The 15,332-nt window shown below is 38.3% G+C and carries 16 protein-coding genes and 1 pseudogene; 8 read left to right on the forward strand and 9 right to left on the reverse strand.

What is annotated here, in order from left to right:
• Window positions 1–222, forward strand: a pseudogene (locus AAC037_RS05735) (DUF4440 domain-containing protein); the annotation flags it as partial.
• A gap of 102 nt (window positions 223–324) precedes the next feature.
• Here the strand turns inward: AAC037_RS05735 and eda are convergent.
• The 5 genes from eda to AAC037_RS05760 form a co-directional block, all read right to left on the reverse strand.
• Window positions 325–987, reverse strand: a complete 663-nt coding sequence (gene eda / locus AAC037_RS05740; RefSeq protein ID WP_303611208.1) for a bifunctional 4-hydroxy-2-oxoglutarate aldolase/2-dehydro-3-deoxy-phosphogluconate aldolase — start codon at window positions 985–987, stop codon at window positions 325–327.
• 88 nt (window positions 988–1,075) lie between these two features.
• Entirely contained in the window at window positions 1,076–1,528 is a 453-nt protein-coding gene (locus AAC037_RS05745; RefSeq protein WP_339902085.1) for a YhcH/YjgK/YiaL family protein, read from the reverse strand.
• 112 nt (window positions 1,529–1,640) lie between these two features.
• Window positions 1,641–2,549, reverse strand: coding sequence for a sugar kinase (locus AAC037_RS05750; protein ID WP_339902086.1), 909 nt, complete (start codon window positions 2,547–2,549; stop codon window positions 1,641–1,643).
• 306 nt (window positions 2,550–2,855) lie between these two features.
• Window positions 2,856–3,644 (reverse strand): polysaccharide deacetylase family protein, encoded by a 789-nt coding sequence (locus tag AAC037_RS05755; protein WP_339902087.1) that lies wholly within the window; start codon window positions 3,642–3,644, stop codon window positions 2,856–2,858.
• Window positions 3,645–3,672: 28 nt separating this feature from the next.
• Window positions 3,673–4,134 carry a DUF1456 family protein gene (locus AAC037_RS05760; RefSeq protein WP_339902088.1) on the reverse strand — a complete coding sequence of 154 codons (462 nt, stop codon included), beginning with the start codon at window positions 4,132–4,134 and terminating at the stop codon, window positions 3,673–3,675.
• Between the two features lie 117 nt (window positions 4,135–4,251).
• Here AAC037_RS05760 and AAC037_RS05765 point away from each other — a divergent pair, with 117 nt between their 5' ends.
• On the forward strand, window positions 4,252–5,046 hold the full coding sequence (locus tag AAC037_RS05765) for an SDR family oxidoreductase (protein WP_339902089.1): 795 nt from the start codon (window positions 4,252–4,254) through the stop codon (window positions 5,044–5,046).
• Here the strand turns inward: AAC037_RS05765 and AAC037_RS05770 are convergent.
• From AAC037_RS05770 to AAC037_RS05780, 3 genes are all read right to left on the reverse strand, one after another.
• Window positions 5,043–5,906 carry an SDR family NAD(P)-dependent oxidoreductase gene (locus AAC037_RS05770; RefSeq protein WP_339902090.1) on the reverse strand — a complete coding sequence of 288 codons (864 nt, stop codon included), beginning with the start codon at window positions 5,904–5,906 and terminating at the stop codon, window positions 5,043–5,045. The two genes, AAC037_RS05765 and AAC037_RS05770, sit on opposite strands and share 4 nt — an antisense overlap.
• Before the next feature lie 111 nt (window positions 5,907–6,017).
• Window positions 6,018–6,434 carry a hypothetical protein gene (locus tag AAC037_RS05775; RefSeq protein WP_339902091.1) on the reverse strand — a complete coding sequence of 139 codons (417 nt, stop codon included), beginning with the start codon at window positions 6,432–6,434 and terminating at the stop codon, window positions 6,018–6,020.
• A gap of 274 nt (window positions 6,435–6,708) precedes the next feature.
• Window positions 6,709–7,155 (reverse strand): transcriptional repressor, encoded by a 447-nt coding sequence (locus AAC037_RS05780; protein ID WP_339902092.1) that lies wholly within the window; start codon window positions 7,153–7,155, stop codon window positions 6,709–6,711.
• 249 nt (window positions 7,156–7,404) lie between these two features.
• On the opposite strand from AAC037_RS05780, the gene AAC037_RS05785 reads away from it, so the two are divergent.
• From AAC037_RS05785 to AAC037_RS05795, 3 genes are all read left to right on the forward strand, one after another.
• Entirely contained in the window at window positions 7,405–8,037 is a 633-nt protein-coding gene (locus tag AAC037_RS05785; protein WP_339902093.1) for a pyridoxamine 5'-phosphate oxidase family protein, read from the forward strand.
• Window positions 8,038–8,140: 103 nt separating this feature from the next.
• Complete coding sequence (locus AAC037_RS05790; RefSeq protein ID WP_339902094.1) at window positions 8,141–8,539, forward strand: metallophosphoesterase; 399 nt, start codon at window positions 8,141–8,143, stop codon at window positions 8,537–8,539.
• Window positions 8,491–9,147, forward strand: a complete 657-nt coding sequence (locus AAC037_RS05795) for a hypothetical protein (RefSeq protein ID WP_339902095.1) — start codon at window positions 8,491–8,493, stop codon at window positions 9,145–9,147. The genes AAC037_RS05790 and AAC037_RS05795 overlap by 49 nt, the downstream gene beginning before the upstream one ends.
• 119 nt (window positions 9,148–9,266) lie before the next feature.
• On the opposite strand, the gene AAC037_RS05800 is transcribed toward AAC037_RS05795, so the two are convergent.
• Window positions 9,267–11,966 carry a discoidin domain-containing protein gene (locus AAC037_RS05800; RefSeq protein WP_339902096.1) on the reverse strand — a complete coding sequence of 900 codons (2,700 nt, stop codon included), beginning with the start codon at window positions 11,964–11,966 and terminating at the stop codon, window positions 9,267–9,269.
• A 331-nt stretch (window positions 11,967–12,297) separates the two neighbouring features.
• Here AAC037_RS05800 and AAC037_RS05805 point away from each other — a divergent pair, with 331 nt between their 5' ends.
• The 3 genes from AAC037_RS05805 to AAC037_RS05815 all read left to right on the forward strand — a co-directional run.
• The gene (locus AAC037_RS05805; RefSeq protein WP_339902097.1) at window positions 12,298–13,374 is read left to right on the forward strand and encodes an amidohydrolase family protein; all 1,077 of its coding nucleotides are present in this window, start codon (window positions 12,298–12,300) and stop codon (window positions 13,372–13,374) included.
• Window positions 13,375–13,467: 93 nt separating this feature from the next.
• Window positions 13,468–14,508 (forward strand): sterol desaturase family protein, encoded by a 1,041-nt coding sequence (locus AAC037_RS05810; protein ID WP_339902098.1) that lies wholly within the window; start codon window positions 13,468–13,470, stop codon window positions 14,506–14,508.
• Between the two features lie 192 nt (window positions 14,509–14,700).
• Window positions 14,701–15,332: alcohol dehydrogenase catalytic domain-containing protein (locus tag AAC037_RS05815; RefSeq protein ID WP_339902099.1), on the forward strand; the 632-nt coding region annotated here is incomplete at its 3' end.

Below are 15,332 nucleotides of genomic sequence, written 5' to 3' on the forward strand. Positions count from 1 at the left end.
GTCAAAGGGATGGCCGCAAGCTCCCGCAGTAATCCGGGGGATAGGGTTTTGAAGGTAGAAAGGGTGCGTTATGTTAAAGAGGATGTGGCAATAGCCGATGCCCGGTATACAATTAAAAATGCCGATGGAACAGAACGAAAAATGTGGAGTTCCTTTGTGACAGTGAAAAAGGGGAAACAGTGGAAAATAGCTGCAATTAGAAATATGAAACCTGCTGAATAATCCTTTAATTAAGCCTGGACTTTCAACGATAATTTGTAACGCCTTGAATAAAAAAAAGCGGCCCTAATTTGGCCGCTTTTGAATTAATATAAACTTTGTAAATTACCCTTTTACTTCATTCACCAATGCAATGGCTTTTTTAGCCATCTCGTGAATTTCCGTGTAATTTTTATCTTGTAATAATTGTTTGCTGACCAATTTACTTCCCATACCTACCGCACTAACGCCTGCAGAGAACCAAGCCTGAACGTTGTCCTTGTCAAGAGAAACACCACCTGTAGGCATAAAGATCAAATTCGGGAACAAAGATTTGATACCGGCCATAAATTTAGGACCTAAAATATCACCTGGGAATAATTTGATCATTTTTGCACCAAGGTTCTCCGCTCTGATGATCTCAGATGGCGTCATGCAACCTGGAATCCATATCATCCCATGCTTATTCGCTACCTCTACAACTTCTTCAACCAAGCCCGGACATATGATAAAATCTGCACCGGCATCCACATATGTCTCTGCCATCTCAGCATTTTTGATGGTACCGATACCCAACAATAGGTCGGTCATTTCGCTATCCCTCAAAGCAACCATTTTCTTAAAGTTGTTCAAAGCAGCTTCACCTCTATTGGTGTATTCCACCACGCGAATTCCAGCAGTGTAAAGGGCCTTAAGAACTTCAATACTTACGGTTTCATCTGCATTGAAATAAAGAGGAAGGATGGCCTGATCCGTTATTTTTTTTAATATGGTTTCGTTTTTACTCATCGTGATTAAATTTAAAGTAAATTACCTCAGGAAATTCCCGAGGTAATCTTTATTAAAGTGTTGATTTTTAATGATATATGTGTGATTGTCAGATTTTAACTTTAACAACCATTTTCTTGATACTGCCTTCGCCAATCAACGGAGAATGAACGTCTTCAGGATAAAGGATTGCAAATTGCCCGTGTTCCATACCAAAGTACATTTCCGGAGAATCCACATAAAAAGATACATCCTTATCGGGATTGTATTCGCCTTTTATTTTAGTGCATTTTTCTCTGGGTTTCCAACCAATGCTTTCTTTACCTTTGATACATACTTGAATGTCTATGTGCTTGTCATGACATTCAAATTTCTGATTGGATTCAGCTTCAGTTTTTGCTGCTTTTTCAAATACAGCAGCAATTAACCCACCCCCATCAATTTCGTATTTGCCATCTTCTATTTCCTCCAGATTATTGGACTGAATAAAAGCAAAAGCTTTTTCAAACAATGGGTGCAAACTGTAGTATCTGCTTGCATTGGATAAGGTATCAAGTATCATGAAATTTGCTTTAGCAGTTACTATCGTTGAACCCTACCGCTGGCGTCACCACCCATTAAAACTTTAACCTCTGCAAGTGTTGCATGGTTCATGTCCCCAGGGAAGGTATGTTTTAATGCAGAAGCAGCAACAGCAAACTCAGTTGCATCTTTAAGATCAAGCCACTTGCAAATGAATCTCCACCACCTACACGGTCAACAATTCTTACGTCGTATTTTTTGGAATGGTAAAATTCGTCACCATCATATACCAAAGCACTCCAACCATTGTCAGACGCACTGTAACTTTCTCTTAAAGTTGAAGCGATGTATTTGAATCCAAATTTCTCTTTCATTTGTTTGAAGACATCTTTGTATCCTTCAAGGTTTAACTCACCTTTGGTCACATCAGTTTCTTTGCTATGGAAGCCTAAGGTGGTTTCAGCATCTTCTTCGTTTCCGATGCATACATCCACATATTGACAAAGTCTGGTCATCACTTCCTTGGCTTTTTCCTTGCTCCACAATTTCTTACGGTAGTTCAAGTCAATGCTGGTGGTAACACCTTTTGCTTTTGCAGCCTTTAGGGCAGCTTCAGTCAAAGCCGCAGCTTTGTCGCTTAGGGCAGGAGTGATACCTGTGGTATGAAACCAAACAGCACCATCAAATATTTTATCAAAATCAAAGTCAGAAATTTCAGCTTCTGAAATGGATGCATCAGCTCTGTCATATACTACCTGAGAAGCTCTCATAGAAGCACCGGTTTCCAGGAAATAGATTCCTAGTCGTTTTCCGCCTCTGGCAATAAATTGTGTGTCCACACCATACCTACGTAAATGATTGATGGCTGATTGGCCAATTGGATTGTCAGGCACCTTAGTCACGAAAGTTCCTTCCAGCCCATAATTGCAAAGGGCTCCAGCTACATTAGCTTCACCACCACCATAGGTTATGTCAAATGAATCAGTTTGTACAAAACGCTTAAAATCAGGGGTAGAAAGGCGAAGCATTACCTCACCAAGAGTAACTACTTTTTTGGACATGATTGTTGTATAAATTTTATGATTAATTGAAATTCTTGTAATTCAAAGCTACAAAGTAAAATTTAAAGAGCAATTTACGTAAAAAAGCCCTTTTCAAGACAAGACTACTGCTTTATTTTGTAAAAACCAAATCTTTTACTTGTACGGCAAAGCATCTAATTAGCTACCAATCACATATAATTAAGTATATTTTTGACTATCAAATTAGAGGAATGTTCCCAGGTAAAGGGCCTATCTCAGGTAATAATTGATATTTATTAAAGCGACTTAAAACACCTTTGCATTCAACCTTTATTTATAGGTTACTTAGTTTTTCAACCGTTTATTTAGGTTGGCTTTGATTTGATTTCTTGCTTCTTTTAAATCAATATACCCAGTCAATTGCTCCAGCGAGATTACATTATATTGGTGTTCCTTTAAAAATTCCAAATACCTTTTAAACATGTCAGAGGGGGTATTTACCCAAGGGTGTTCAAGATCCGGTACACCGTGAATGGTAAGGACCACAATATTTCCATCCTTTGCCTGCTTTAAGGCTTCCATTATTTCCTTTTCATTTTCGGGCTCAGTGGCCCAACTAGGGATTAGATAAGGGTGATCCTCCAATGGCTTGTATACCCTTTCTCCTCCTGCTCTGGCCAATAAATAATTCTTCTTGGCCAAAACTTTCAGTACAGTTTCACTCATGGAATAACCCGGATAAGCAAAGCCAAGGGGAGCTTTAATTCCCAAGGAATCGCATTTTTCTTCTATATAGTCGATTTCTTGTAGAATCTCTTCTTCAGATAATTTGCCTACAGGTGCATGGTGGTGGGTATGATTGGCCACCTCAAAACCCATCCTATCCAATTGTTGAATCTGCCGCCAATTCATATAAAGCGTACTGTCAGAAAAGTTAGGAGGGAATTCACAAACGAAGAAGGTTCCTCCAAAACCATATTCCAACAATAAAGGTGCTACGTTGGAATAATGACTGGCTACCCCATCATCAAAGGTCAAGACCACAGTTTTGTCGGGAATCGGTTGCTTCAAAACTTGGCTAAAACCGGGCAAGCAAGCCAAAATCAGGAGGGAGGACAAGAAAACCTTTATCATATCAAATACCTTAATAGGGTGTGCTTCTCTAAGCTGCCCTTAATTTTTTTTGCAGCCCCTGTAAAAAATTCCTTAATACCTGATCCCTGCAAAGACGGTATTGGTGTTGATCGGGTTTTCTAAAAAAAGCACTTATTTCATGCTTGCTCATGTTCCTCCCAGCCAAAGCTAAAATTTCAATGATATCTTCAGTTTGTAGTTGGAGTGCGATTTTTATTTTCCGAATGATTTGATTGTTGGTAAGTCTGCTTTCAGGCACCGGCTGTGGGCCTTCCTTTTTGCCTCTTTTATAATTAATCAAGCCATTTAAAAATACGGCCAACTTAAAATCACTGATAGGCTTTGCTTCCGGGTCATCATCTCTCTTTAACCAATCGCTCACTTCTGCTCGGGTTACTTCAAGTTCAGCGAGGCTGAAAATTTTAATCATTTGGTCATCTCCAAAATCGAAGGTGTACCTTAAACTTCTTATCACATCATTGTTTTGCATAGGGCATAAAGATAAACAAAGGGGATGAAAAGGTTAAAATTTTCACAGTGAAAAGATATTTTATTTCCTAACCGAGGATTAGTGAAGTAATTGAATCGGATTTTTTATCTTAAGCCTATGAAAGAGGAAAACTACACCTTAATTACCGGAGCAAGTATGGGTATTGGAAAGGCTTTTGCCATGGCTTGTGCCGCGAAAGGCATGAACCTTATTTTGGTAGCCTTGCCTGACAACCTTCTGAATGAGGTGAAAAATGATATTTTATCGCTTTATAAGGTAAAAGTACACCTTTTTTCCATCGACTTAACGGAAGATTATGCTGTTACAAAATTGTTTGCCTTTTGTCAGGAAAATAGATTCTCTATTCAAATGCTGATCAATAATGCCGGAATAGGAACGGGAGGGAAGTTCGAGAATATTGACTTGGATAAACAGCTACAAATTATAAATCTGAATAATAAAGTTCTGGTTCGGATGTGTCATTATTTTCTACCCTTACTTAAAAAGCAAAAATGCGCCTATATTTTAAATATGAGCAGCATGGAGGCGAATCTACCCTTACCCTATAAGGCCGTATACACTGGGAGTAAAAACTTTGTATATGCCTTCTCCCTTGCACTGAGGGAAGAATTGAAAAATGGGCCGGTAAAGGTGTCTGTAGTTTGCCCCGGGCCGGTGGTGACAAACCCTGAAGGTTTACGTCGTATGGAAGCACACGGTAGCAGAGCCAAATTGGTAGTTTTAATGCCGGATGAAGTGGCTAAAATTGCTTTGGAAGGTTTAGAAAATGGAAAAACCATTATTATACCCGGTAAAATCAATTGGCTACTGGTGAAAATATCACGGATTTTCCCAACAGCCCAAAAGATGCGACTGCTTGAGCGCCTTTTTAGGGTATACAGTACCCATTAAGCAATATTTCCAAAATAATTAGCAATTCCACATTGCTCACAACTTAAGGTCCAAAGCCGATCAGCATCAGGGATAGAGTTGGCTTTTTTGGAACTGGATTTTGGTTTGCATTTGTCCCAATATTTACCTGAAATACCTTTTACACCCTTATCTGAAGCTAAAAAAATGGAGGTTGCAGCTCCTTGGGCAGGAGTTTTGCCGGTAAGTCTTCTTAGTTTCCACATCAATCCATGAAAGGAAAAGGTATGCTTTAAGCCTATATCGGTTTTAACTAGGCCCGGCTGAACTGCATAAATTGCAATTTTTTTAATCGGTTTGAGCCGTTCAAAAGCTTTCGTAAAAAGTACATTGGCCAGCTTAGACTGTGCATAAGCGCGCAGGCCATGATAATTGTTTGTAAGATTGACATCCTTAAAATGAATTTTCCCATGAAAGTGAGAATCAGAACTCACCGTGATAATTCTTGGATCTTTCGCTTTTGACAGCAGGGGCAATAATAAATGGCTTAGTAAAAATGGGGCAAGGTGATTGATGGCCCATTGTCGTTCTATTCCATCCGCCGTTAATTGCATGTCAGAATACCAACTACCGGCATTGTTGATCAGCACATCCAATACTGGATAACGACTGAGGATATTTTTGGCTAGGGTTCTAATATCCGCTTGAGAACTTAAGTCGGCAATGGCATAATCCAAGTCAGCCTTGGCCTGATCTGCCTGAATTTTTTCTATGGCCATTAGGGCTTTTTCTTTCGTTCTACAAACCAGGATCACTTTAAACCCTTTTGCAGCAAGTGATTTGGCAGTTTGAAATCCTATGCCTGCATTGGCCCCTGTAATTAGGCAAATTTTGTTTTTCATCTCGATTTTATTAAGCTTCAATTTCTTTTAACCCCGTAATCAACCATTAAAAAAATATGCTTTAATGATCAGTAAATCAGTTGGATAAGAATTGTTGAATTAAGTTTAACTTTACTGACTCTTATTTAAATTTTCTTTGGCTTCTTTAATTACAGGGTAAAGGTCGTAGGTGGGATAGAACTCGGTTGAGAAGGCTCCCCAAACACTTTGCTCTACCGCTATATTAAGATTTCGGAGTTCACTTGCAGGAATCTTTAATGTGACCACTTGACCGATTCCCATCATTACATACCAATTGATTACTCGAGCGGAAGTTGGTGGAAATTTTTCCAAAAATCCATTTTTGTTTCGGATCTCTTTTAATTCTTCAATGTTTTTATCTTGGTGGTGTTTCATCATGATGGTAATCATAATGCTATCTGAAGGTGTAGAAAGGGTATCGGTTTGGCCTTGACTGAATCTAGGCTTCAAGAGAAAGAGCATACCTAGAACGATAAACCATCTGAATTTTTTATTGAAGATTTCCATTTTTTGCTGTTTTAGAAATTGGTTCATATGAGCCAATTTAGTCAAATACCTTGGTAAATACGAATTATACCATTGTGGTGTTTGATGCAAATTGATTCCGAAATAGGTCATCAAGATAGTTTCGATTATTCTTATTAATACCAAAGATTGTTGAACCCTGACTTTGTTATTTAGGAAGAGGTTACTACCATTTCTTCCTAAATAAATTTCTAGACTTTAAGACATTGAAGCTAAAAAAAATAATCCGGTCATGACCAAATTAAGGTGAAATTGGTTAAGAACATTGATTGCAAACGCCTTGATAAACCATACTTACGCTTAAAGCATTGAACCCTGTTGGGATGTTTGCTTGCGGAATTTTGGATTGGGTAAGGCAAAAAGTCTCATTGCACTTAATACAATGGAAATGAGTATGTTGATCTTTAGGCTCGCAGGCACAGCCCTCTTCACATATTGCATATTTAACAGCACCTGTCCCATCTACAATACTGTGAATCAGTTTATTCTTTTCAAAAGTTTTTAGGGTTCGGTATAATGTGGCTTTATCTGCCCGATCAAATTTGCCTTCAAGGTCATTGAGGCTAACTGCCACTGAGGATTCCACCAATTTCTTTAAAACCAATAATCTCATGGTAGTTGGCTTAATGCTTCTTTCTTCAAGTTTGATTTCCAATTCAGGCCCCATAATTAATATCGCTTTTGGTCTTATCCGATCAGGCATTTCCTAATTATAGAAGCTGATCAATTTACAAATAGTTCCCCTTAAAAATCCATCAATTTATTCATTTTTTTGAGGTAAAGCATTACCTCATCAAATAAAAAACCTTTAATAATCTTAAAAAACCTATCCTAATTTTATTAGGCTATAAATGAGGAATTATTTTTAAATTTAGTTTCGAATGATTGATAAAAAAATCATTTGATGTCTTAAGCGAACCATCACTTTACCGGGAAAGTAAATCAAAATTCAATGAAAGTTACATTTAAAAATCAAATTAAAAGTATAGATGAGTTGAGAGAGTTGATGGGATTTCCTAGGGAGTTGGTGCAAAAAAAGTCCATCAATTTCATTGACGAACATTGCAAAGAATTTATTGCCAAATCTCCCATGTTATTTATTAGTACTGCCAACGAAAATGGCAGTTGTGATGTTTCCCCTAGAGGAGATCCCTCCGGTTTTGTAGATGTGTTGGATGAGCAATACCTTGTATTACCGGAGCGGCCCGGCAACAAGCGTTGTGATTCCTTGGAAAACATTCTTTCTAATCCCCATATTGGATTAATATTTATTATTCCGGGTTTGAAGGAAACACTTCGGATCAATGGCAAGGCCATTTTAACCCGTGACAAAGACTTATTGCATAAATATGAAGTTAATGGCAAATGTCCGGAGGTAGGAATAATTGTAGAAGTCGAAGAATGTTTCATCCATTGTGCAAAAGCTTTTTTAAGATCTAAATTATGGGAACCAGAGACTTGGCCGGAGAAAGCACAGCTCCCAATAGTGGCGAAAGTTTTGGCTGATCATATCAATAGCTCAAATTTTTCTAAGGAAGAGATACAAACCGTACTGGAAGAGAGCTATAAAAAAAGATTGTATTAGTAAGAAACAAACAGCTTATTTTAAATTAACGAATTGACTTAAAATGGTCAATTGAGATAATTTGGCCTTTTTAACTATATAAATGAACCAATATATCAAATTCATGAACAGAAGAAAATTTTTGAATCAATTTGGAGCAGGAGCTCTTCTAACCGGTCTTCCTTTTACCACATTGTCTTTTAAAGCTCATGCTACGAATAAGGTGAAAAATCAAATATTGCGCTTCGGATTGGTAGCTGATGTACATAAAGATTTAATTCCTGATGCCAATCAACGATTGGAAACGTTTATTGATAAGTCCTTAAACACTGAGATGGATATGGTTGTCCAGTTGGGAGACTTTTGTATGAAGGACAATAAAAACAAGGATTTTATGGATATCTGGGAAACTTTTAAAGGTCCAAAATACCATGTGCTTGGGAATCATGACATGGATCGAAATCCAAAGAAGAAATGCTGGATTTCTGGGGTATGCCTAAAACCTATTATTCCTATGATATAAAAGGGATCCACTTTATTGTTTTAGACGCCAATTTTTTATACCAAGATGGAAAATTCATCGATTATAAAAATGCCAATTTTTATGTAGATAGTTCCATGCGAACTTTTATTGATAACGAACAGATCGAATGGTTTGAGGATGACCTAAAAGCGACAAAACTACCCACAATTGTACTTTCTCATCAAAGTCTATGGCACCACCAATGGGGGGTAAATAATCGTTTGCGACTACAAGAAATTATGGAAGCACAGGCTGAGAAAGTTATCTGTTGTTTCAATGGACATAACCATATTGATTTTCACCGCCACCTTAACGGGATAGATTATATTGAAATTAATAGCATGTCTTATCAATGGATAGGAGATAAATATACCAGTTTGGACAGATTTCCCAAAGAAGCGTACGAAAAGTATCCCAATCTACCACATATTGCTGCTTATGAAAACCCATTGTATGCCTTTGTAACGGTAGATCTTTCAGGTAAATTAATAGTGGAAGGGGTAAGGAGTACTTGGATGAAACCATCTCCCTATGAATTGGGAATGCCTGAAGACCTTTACGGGAGCAGGGCTACCTCAGAAATATCAAACTATAAGATTAAGTTCTGATTTTGCCCAGTAATAGAAATTCTAGTGCTTATTCTAGAAAAAAAATGACAATCGATGTTTCATTAAAACAATGATGACAAATCATCGCTATCACTGCGATGATTTGTCATTAAAGGCCATTACCTGGCGAATAAACTTAATTTTCGCATGCTCCAAGGCTTGTCAGCGTCTTCCAAATTTTCAATTTTTAAGAATTTGGCTTTCGTATTGTTTGACCAGGAAATGGTTATGGCGCCATTTTCACCGGTTCTCTCAGCTACTTCCGCCCATTGCTTGCCATCAATAGAAACGGATACCTTGAATTTTCTAGGGTATTCATCATTTCCTGTTTCAAAAGATACTTCTGTAAGTGCAGCTGCTTGTGGTAACTCCACCTGAAACCAACTGCCCTTCTTTTGGTTTCCATCGGTTTTCCAACCTTTAAACCCAAATACATAGGAAGGGTCTCTAGTGGATCCCACTCCTTGTAAAGATGTACTGCTGGCAGTTACTTTCCAATTGTCTTGTGGGGCAAGTGCTTTGGGTACTTCAGCAAGCAAAGCATTGTATTGGTAATTTCCATCCTTCTTTTCGGTTTCTTTACGGATTTTTGCTACATATTCGGGAGTTACAAAGCTTCCTGAATTTCCGAATTCATTTCTAATATATGATGCCACGGAAGCGATGTATTGGTCATCATTGCTACTCATGGCAATCATTACACCTTCGTATTCTTTGCCTTCTATGGCACCGGTTAGGCCATGAAGCAGCGTTTTAACAATATATTCAGGGTGGCCTTGAATTCGTGGAGAACCTGAGAAGGCCGGAGCAATCAATTGTCCGCCGGCAGCACCTGTAGGGGTACCCAAGCCTTTTACTCCATGACAAGTGGCACAGTAACTATCAAATATCGTTTTCCCTTGATTAAACAAAACAAGTTCCTCAGGTGAATATTGCGTTTCTGCCATTTTTTTGGCTTTATCAATTTTTTCTAATAGCTGTTTGGTTACCAGTTGTACACCCTTGGCAGGGTTTGATGCTTGCAATTTTTTTAGTAAAGCCTCATAATCCGTGATTTTTAAAATATAAGCACTTTGAAGGGCCTGAATGACTACCGATGGATCTGCATCTGCTGTCATTTCTATATATGATTTTTCGAGGCTTTTCTCTCCATATTTGTACAAGGTTTCACCTGCCCTCAGGCCTTGGATTCGGATATTTATACTTTCATCTTCTAAAAAATCCAAAACCAAATCTTTATTAAGAAGGCCTAAACCTTCCAAAGTCCACAAGGCATGAATTCTAGCCAGTTCGTTGTCTGAACTTTGAGCCATTTTCACTAAGTCTGACTCAACTGAATGATCTTGTCGTAGGATAAGGAGCTGCTGTGCTTTGTCTCTCCACCAACCATTGGGATGTTCCAAATGCTTGACAAGCGTTGCTGCACTTTCCTCAAACATTCTTGGCTGGGTTTTGTCTCTTTCCATTCCCTCATAAGATACCCTCCATATTCTTCCGTTCTCAATTACATCATCCATTTGGTACTGAAGAATTTTGGTGCGCAAGTAACTTCCTTCCTGGGTCCAGTTTCCTTCCTGAATAATGCCACGGTACATGTCTACAATATACATGGTACCATCAGGGGCAGTAGCCATATCTGTAGGTCTGAAATAAGGATCCGTAGATTGTATAAACTCAGATTCAATATCAAGGTATTGGTTTTGAATAGAGGTAATTCCTTCCTTTTTTTCTGAATAAACCTGCCTTACTATTCTACCTACAGGTTCCCCATAAAAATATTGGTTGACCAACTCTTTTGGTAATCTGTCTCCTCTAAAGACATCGTTTCCGGCAGCACCTGTAACATTATTTAGAGAGCCATCCGGTTTTGTTTCTCTCATTCCCGGTTCAAAATCAGCTAATCTTACTAAACTGAAAGGAATCCTAAAATCCTTTTGAAATTGTTCTTTTACAGCGTAGTTGCCATAAACGATAGGGAAGTTAAAATTTCTTGGAACTCCTCCTGCACCATCTTGAAACCATACTTGCCCATAGTTATCCTGAGTTACACCCCATTGGCCATATGGGTTTCCTGTTGGTTCTTGAATTACACCATCAGGTGTCCAACGGATCCGTTTTGAATTATAAGTACTGTACATCCAATTGTCCATGGTCCAAGTAAGGAAACTGGTTTGATGCTCCACATTTCCTGATCTACCCAGTCCGGTGGCAAACAACTCTTTTTTGTCTGCCTTGCCATCATTGTCAGTATCTGTGTATTTGTATACATTGTCTTCGTTAGACTCCATGGATAAAATGGTTCCTGGCCCAAATGGTACCACAAACCTTGGGAAAACCAAGCTGTCTAAAAAGACAACACCATCTTCATAAATTCCATCATTGTCTTTGTCTTCCCATCTGGAAATACGACTGGTAGGTAAAAGCTCACCCACTGCATCGATATCCTGCATATAGCTTCTTAATTCAAGTACATACATCCTTCCATTGCCATCAAACTGAATGGCTGCAGGTTCTTTGATCAGGGGTTCTGTAAGGATTGGTGTCATGGAATACCCAGGCTGTAGAACAAAAGTTTTTTGTTCTTCTAATGCGGAAAGAGGGTTTAAGGGCGCAACTGGACTAAGGTCTATCCCTTTCCACCTGGGAGATGTAAGATCTGCAGATTCAGGTATTGAAACCTCCGGATAGGGTGTTTCCATCCGCTTTGGGTCCATTCTTTCTAATGGTGAGACTTCTGTATAAGATTTTTCCTGATTGCAACTGATAAGTAGTCCCACAACAATGAGCAGGTATTGGAATGATTTTCCTGATAAGTGCATTAAAATTTAATTTGTTACACTTAATTAAAAGTGTAAAGGTTCTGATGATAAGCTATTTTAACCAATGAATAAATGGATTTGGTTAAAATTTGAGGTTCAAAGTATACTATTTTTTTTAATTTTATAGATGATTAAAAAATAATTTTTCATGGATTTTTTCTTACTGGTAATTTTTTACTTTAAATTATGCCAAATTATCGTGAAAATCAGAGATGGGTCGGATCAATCAATGCTTCAATATGAGCCTTTAGAGTCAATCTTTTCTATAAATAAATGTGCCCGAAATTAATCATTTTCTATGTTATTGACTGAATATTTATATTTAATTGAAATGAAAAAAATATTATCTATAGTTTTTGCTTTGGGATTACTTGTCTCATGTACTGAGAAGGATTCCTTTTATTTAATGGAGGATTATTCATCGGTCAAAAAGACCGACATACATATCCATATTACGGCAGTCAGGCCCACTTTTGTAGAAAAAGCGAAAACGGATAACTTTCATTTAGTAAATGTGGCACTTGAGATCAATAAAGGCTGGGGGGATGTTTACTTTAAGTACAATCATGGCAAGAACCAACAAGAACAAAATCCGGAAACAGTTGATCTGGTTACTGCTTTTGCGGTGTCAGACTGGGATGATCCGGCTTGGGAGGATCGAGTGATTGGATGGCTTGACAGTTGTTTTAATGAAGGAGCAGTGGGAGTGAAGGTCTGGAAAAACATAGGCATGGTTTCAAGGGATTCATCAGGTAATCTAATTACCATAGATGATAAGAAATTCGATCCTATATTTGAACACATTCAACAAAGTGGAAAAACATTGCTGGGACATTTGGGCGAACCAAAAAATTGCTGGCTTCCTTTGGAAGAAATGACTACCAATAATGACAGAACCTATTTTGAGAAACACCCGGAATACCATATGTACAAACAACCTGGTATGCCCTCCCATGAGGAAATTATTGCCAGTAGGGACAGGATGCTCGAAAAACATCCCAACTTAAGGTTTGTTGGGGCACATATGGGAAGCCTTGAGTACAGTGTAGATTCTTTGGCGGCAAGGTTTGAAAAATTTCCCAACATGGCCATTGGCCTTGCGGCTAGAATGGGGCAGGTTTTCTTTCAAACAGTTGAAAATAGAGAGAAAGTAAGGGACTTCTTTATTAAATACCAGGACAGAATCATGTACGGAACAGACTTGGCAGACAATGGCCAAATGACTGAAGCTTCGCTGGTAAACAGGATGGATAATACCTGGAAAAGAGATTGGGAATATTTTGTCACTGACCACATGATGGAAAGCGACTTAATTAATTCACCATTTCAAGGCATTCAATTGCCAAAAGAAGTTGTAGACAAAGTTTATTATAAAAATGCAAACAGATGGTTTGCCTTAAAACCATAATTATTTATAACCCAATGCCGATGGTGTAAGACTGGAAATTATAATAGAACAGTTGATTCGTCATCGATTAACCTTGATCACCTTATTATTAAAATGGAATTATTATACAATTTACTCAATGAAATAACCGGATTTTTAGGAATTGACCGCTTGATGGAAATCTTAAGTTCCGGGGACTATGCAGCTTTTAAAACCTACGACGGTATCACTTCATTGATTTTCCCAATTATTCCTTTACTTGTCTTGATGGAATTGGGTTTAAGTTTGATTTATAAAAAACCACATACCAAGGTTTATAAAGTCAATTTCCTGATTTATGTTTTCAATAGGGTTGTCGGTAGGTTTATCGCCATTGCCATGGTGGTTTTACTTATTGGGTGGTTGGAACCCTATGCTCTTTTTAATGCCCAATTGACTTGGTACTGGTTTATCTATGGATATATTGTCTGGGAGTTTGCGCATTACCTTTACCATTACTGGGGCCATAAGGTACGTCTATTTTGGTGCCTGCATTCTACGCATCACGCACCGGAAAACATGAATCTTTCTGTTACTTATGCGCATTTTTTCTTGGAAGCACCTTATGCAGATACCATTCGTACCACGGTTTGTATTTTGCTCGGAGTTCCTCCGGAAATGTTATTTGTAATTATGTTTATTGATGGGACCTATGGTGCTTTTATCCATGTGGGTGAAAACTTAATGAAAGATGGACGAATGGGATTTCTCAACAGGTTTATCCTTACTCCTTCCCACCACAGGGTGCATCACGCCAAAAACCCGCTGTACATGGATACCAATTTTTGCAATTTTTTACTAATCTGGGACAAGGTCTTCGGTACTTTACAGAACGAGGATGACAAAGTCAAAATAGAATATGGTATCACGCGAGAAATGGATTCCGGTAACTTTATGGACGTTTATTTTGGTGAATTTGTAGCTCTTTACAAGGATGTTATCAATGCTCCCGGCTGGAAAAACAAGTTATTGTACATGGTCAAACCTCCGGGATGGCATCATTCCGGGGAATACCAATTGGCTACCAAGTTGAGGGCTGATTATTTGCAATCGCAGGTGGCTGAAAAAAAGATGACCAACAGCGTCCACAAAATTAAAAACAAGCATTCTGCCTGATAAGTTATACCTTGCACTAAACTAGCATAGCATTCTTTTTAGATGGGATAATATCCTTAAAAACCCAAAAAGGAATGATACGTTTTACTTATGAAATCCTATAGGGTCATATATTTACCCTGATTTTTAAACATTCTACAGATTGCTTTATGCAATGATTAATAAAGAAATTTTAATTTAACCAATACTATTTTGAAAGCAACAGTTTATAAAGGGAATGGCACTTTTTCTGTAATCGATAAAAATTTGGAAACCCTCAAAGCGGATGAAGTACGCATCAAGGTAGCTTACACCGGTGTTTGTGGGACAGATGTCCACATTTATCATGGCATGATGGACAAGCGTGTAGCTATCCCCCAAACCATTGGACATGAGATGTCAGGAACCATAGATGCTGTAGGGGAGCATGTCAGTGACTACTCCGTAGGAGAAAAAGTGGTGGTGCGGCCATTGGATGACAGGTTAGTAAAACCATCTGATAAGGGGTATAACCATATTTGTGCAGAACTTAAGTTTATAGGCATTGACAGTCCGGGATCCATGCAGCAATATTGGAATGTTCCGGCTTTTGTATTGCATAAGCTGAAACCTGAAACTGACTTGAAATTGGCAGCTCTAATTGAACCTTTATCAGTGGCTGTTCACGATGTGAAAATGAGTGGTTTGGTATCTGGAGAAACTGCTGTAGTGTTAGGTGGTGGACCAATAGGTTTATTGGTGGCTTTGGTCGCTAAGAATACCGGTGCAAATGTGATTATCTCTGAGGTAAATGAGACCAGAATAAAAAAAGCGGTTGAATTTGGACTGCAGGCAGTGGATCCAAC

This window comes from uncultured Cyclobacterium sp., assembly GCF_963976465.1.
Taxonomy (GTDB): Bacteria; Bacteroidota; Bacteroidia; order Cytophagales; family Cyclobacteriaceae; genus Cyclobacterium.